The sequence below is a fragment of the Pseudomonas sp. NY15364 genome (genome assembly GCF_048068235.1).
In the GTDB taxonomy this organism is placed as follows: domain Bacteria; phylum Pseudomonadota; class Gammaproteobacteria; order Pseudomonadales; family Pseudomonadaceae; genus Aquipseudomonas; species Aquipseudomonas mendocina_D.
Genome location: NZ_JBLUPX010000069.1, coordinates 1 through 3,278, shown reverse-complemented (window position 1 = coordinate 3,278; position 3,278 = coordinate 1). Strand labels below are relative to the sequence as shown.

Sequence of the window (3,278 nt, the reverse complement as noted above, 5' to 3'; positions counted from 1 at the left end):
TCCCTTCGGCAACCTGAAGCAATGGATTTTGGGTAATGGTCGCTTCCTGCTCCGACAACTGCAGGGCGCTCGGACGGAAATGGCCCTGGCGGTCAACGCCTACAACCTGAAACGCGCCATCAATGTGCTGGGTGCCCGTCGGTTGATCGAGCTGTTGGGGTAAATCCCGCTTTCCATTTCCAAGCATCAAAAACACCAACGCCCCGAACCAGTCGGGGCGTTGGATTTTTCTGGCCTCAGTGCGTTTTCACCCGCTCTGGGAAAGCGGCCTTTGTCGCTGAGATGACTTCTACGTTGCGAGTGAGTTGCTGAGTCTGTTACTGGCGTCTCTGGTGACGGCGGCAGAGTTTCGCAAGTGTGGTGGTCAGATTTTCGATGTTTTTTGTCGATGCGACAGTCAGTTACGCCAGTTCGACAGCTCGTCCGTCAACTGTGCTGTTGATGGGCGCTTTTCGTTAGTATGCGCGCCTTATCGTGTCCGTTGCGCCACAAGCGCCTGGCGATGCCGGCAGTGGTTCGAGCCAAACGCTCGGGCGACGTTTCCCCGATCCCTCAAGGAAACCCCCGCAACTCTTCGATTTCCTGTCTGTGGTATTTCCCTTTATGACTCGTTTGAAAGGCTCGGACCTCCTGGCCCTCGGCTTCATGACATTTGCGTTGTTTCTCGGCGCAGGCAATATCATCTTCCCGCCTAGTGCCGGCCTGGCTGCGGGGGAAAACCTGCTTCCTGCCGCCATCGGTTTTCTGCTGACCGGTGTCGGCCTGCCGCTGTTGACTGTGGTGGCCCTGGCCCGCGTGGGCGGCGGTATGGACCTGCTCACCGCGCCCCTGGGCAGGATTGCCGGCGCAATCCTCGCGGTAGCGGTTTACCTATCGATCGGCCCGTTGTTCGCCACGCCGCGCACGGCCGTGGTGTCGTTCGAGATGGGCATCGCGCCGTTCACCGGCAATGAAGGTGCACCGCTGCTGATCTACACCCTGGTGTATTTCGCTGCCGTGTTGTTCCTTTCCCTCAATCCGGGACGGTTGGTCGATCGCATCGGCAAATTCATCACGCCGGTACTGCTGGCCGCGCTGCTGGTGCTGGGCGGCGCTGCGTTGTTCGCGCCTGCTGGCAAGATTGGTGTGGTAGATGACAGCTACCGTGATGCGCCTTTGGTGCAGGGCTTCCTGCAGGGCTACCTGACCATGGATACCCTGGGTGCACTGGTCTTCGGCATCGTAATCGCCAGCGCCATCCGTGATCGCGGAGTCAGCGAAGCAGGGCTCGTCACCCGTTACTCGGTTATCGCCGGCATCATCGCAGCCATCGGCCTGTCGCTGGTCTATCTGGCGTTGTTCTACCTCGGCGCCACCAGCCAGGGTATCGCCGGTGATGCGCAAAATGGCGTGCAAGTACTGACGACTTATGTACATCACACCTTCGGCACCACCGGTAGTCTGCTGCTGGCGGTGGTCATCACCCTGGCCTGCCTGACCACTGCGGTTGGCCTGCTGACTGCCTGTGGTGAGTTCTTCAGCAAGCTGTTGCCGGTTTCCTACCGTAGCGTGGTGATCGTCTTCGGCTTGTTCAGTCTGGTGGTGGCCAATCAGGGCCTGACTCAACTGATCAGTTTCTCGATTCCGGTTCTGGTAGGGCTTTATCCGCTGGCTATCGTTCTGGTTGCGCTGAGCCTGGCCAACCGCCTGTGGATCTCCCAGTCGCTGGTTTTCGTGCCGGTGATGGCCGTTACACTGGTCTTCGGCGTTGCCGACAGTATTGCCGCGACTCCCTGGGCGGACAAGGTCCCCTCGTGGTTCGGGCAGTTGCCTTTGGCCGGCCAGAGCCTGGGCTGGCTGCTGCCGGTGGCGGTGACGCTGGTTCTGGTGGTGGCACTGGATCGCATCCTGAGCCTGCGTCAGAGCGCTACTGCTGCGTAAGGCACGCTCGAAACAAAATAAGGCTGCCCACGAGGCGGCCTTTTTTGTCGAACAAGGAAAGAGGCAGCCTGGCTATAATCCTTCGCAGTCTTACAAGGAGTTGGCATGCTCAACAGCTATCCGTATTTGCCTCATTTTCTGGCCGCGCTGTGGTTCGTTCTGTGCTGGGGCGGCTACACCCGTTATGCCTCGGTAAAGGCGCAAACCACTCCCTGCCTCGCCAGTGTGCTGCATCTGTACCGTGAAGACTGGATGCGCCGCATGCTGCTGCGCGACAATCGCATTGCCGACGCCAACGTGATCGGTAACCTCGAGCGTAATGCCTCGTTCTTCGCCTCCAGCACGCTGATTATCCTGGCAGGTATCCTCACCGTGCTGGGCGCTTCCGACCGCGCTCTGTCGCTGCTGGCCGACATTCCCTTCGTGCAGCAAGCCAGTCGTGGTCTATCCGAGATCAAACTGCTGTGCCTGGGCATCATCTTCGTCTATGCCTTCTTCACCTTCAGTTGGTGCATGCGTCAGTACAACTTCGCAGCGGTGTTGGTGGGTTCAGCGCCAATGTTGGGCGAGCGGCATGTCACCGAGCAGGAGCGCAAGGCTTTCGCCGAGCGCACGGCGCGGGTGATTTCGATGGCGGCCAACCAGTTCAACTTCGGTTTGCGCGCCTATTATTTCGGTATGGCAACCCTGTCCTGGTTTATCAATCCATGGTTCTTCATGCTGGTGACTGCCGGCGTTGTCGTGGTGCTTTATCGCCGAGAATTCCATTCCGATGTCTTGGAAGTGATGGTCTATACGCCAACGCCGGCCGCTGAGGTGGCCAAGGAGAAGAGTGAATGAGCCTGCCGTTCTGGTGCGTCTTCATCAGCGCCTTGTTGATCTTCATCGCCAAGGCCCCGGTGGCCAAGGCCATGGCCGAGGAGGGCGGTGGTCGCTATGACAACCATCACCCGCGCGCCCAGCAGGCGCGGCTAACGGGTTTCGGCGCGCGTGCTCTGGCCGCGCATTTGAATAGCATCGAGGCGTTCCCGCTGTTCGCGGTTGGTGTGCTGATGGCGCATACCACGCAGACTTACGGCTTTTTGATCGATATTCTGGCCGTCACTTTTGTCGTCAGTCGCGTGCTGTATATGCTGTTCTACTGGTGGGATCTGCACTGGCAGCGCAGCCTGGTATGGGTGGTGGGCCTGGCCTGTAGCCTGCTGCTGATGATCAGCCCGGCGCTGAAATGAAAGAAGGCCCGCATTCAGACTGTGTGAAAACGTTCTGAACTGAACCGGTTCAATACAAACGCCTCGATTGTTTCGGGGCGTTTGTGTTTTTACTAGTGCAATGATGCAAAGTGCAGCGCTCAGGTC

At 58.9% G+C, this 3,278-nt stretch carries 3 protein-coding genes and 1 pseudogene; all 4 read left to right on the top strand.

Annotation, left to right across the window (positions count from 1 at the left end; translation table 11 throughout):
• Positions 1-163: pseudogene (locus ACNFCJ_RS23885) on the top strand (IS5/IS1182 family transposase); the annotation flags it as partial.
• A 440-nt stretch (positions 164-603) separates the two neighbouring features.
• Complete coding sequence (gene brnQ, locus ACNFCJ_RS23880; RefSeq protein ID WP_416773868.1) at positions 604-1,920, top strand: branched-chain amino acid transport system II carrier protein; 1,317 nt, start codon at positions 604-606, stop codon at positions 1,918-1,920.
• Positions 1,921-2,025: 105 nt separating this feature from the next.
• Entirely contained in the window at positions 2,026-2,760 is a 735-nt protein-coding gene (locus ACNFCJ_RS23875; RefSeq protein WP_106732129.1) for a DUF599 domain-containing protein, read from the top strand.
• Positions 2,757-3,152: an MAPEG family protein gene (locus ACNFCJ_RS23870; RefSeq protein WP_106732130.1), complete on the top strand. Its 396-nt coding sequence runs from the start codon at positions 2,757-2,759 to the stop codon at positions 3,150-3,152. The genes ACNFCJ_RS23875 and ACNFCJ_RS23870 overlap by 4 nt, the downstream gene beginning before the upstream one ends.
• Positions 3,153-3,278: the final 126 nt, after the last annotated feature.

What these genes read in the sequence shown, in the direction of transcription:
- brnQ (WP_416773868.1), top strand. Translation starts at nt 604, where the DNA reads ATGACTCGTTTGAAAGGCTCGGACCTCCTGGCCCTCGGCTTCATGACA.
- ACNFCJ_RS23875 (WP_106732129.1), top strand. Translation starts at nt 2,026, where the DNA reads ATGCTCAACAGCTATCCGTATTTGCCTCATTTTCTGGCCGCGCTGTGG.
- ACNFCJ_RS23870 (WP_106732130.1), top strand. Translation starts at nt 2,757, where the DNA reads ATGAGCCTGCCGTTCTGGTGCGTCTTCATCAGCGCCTTGTTGATCTTC.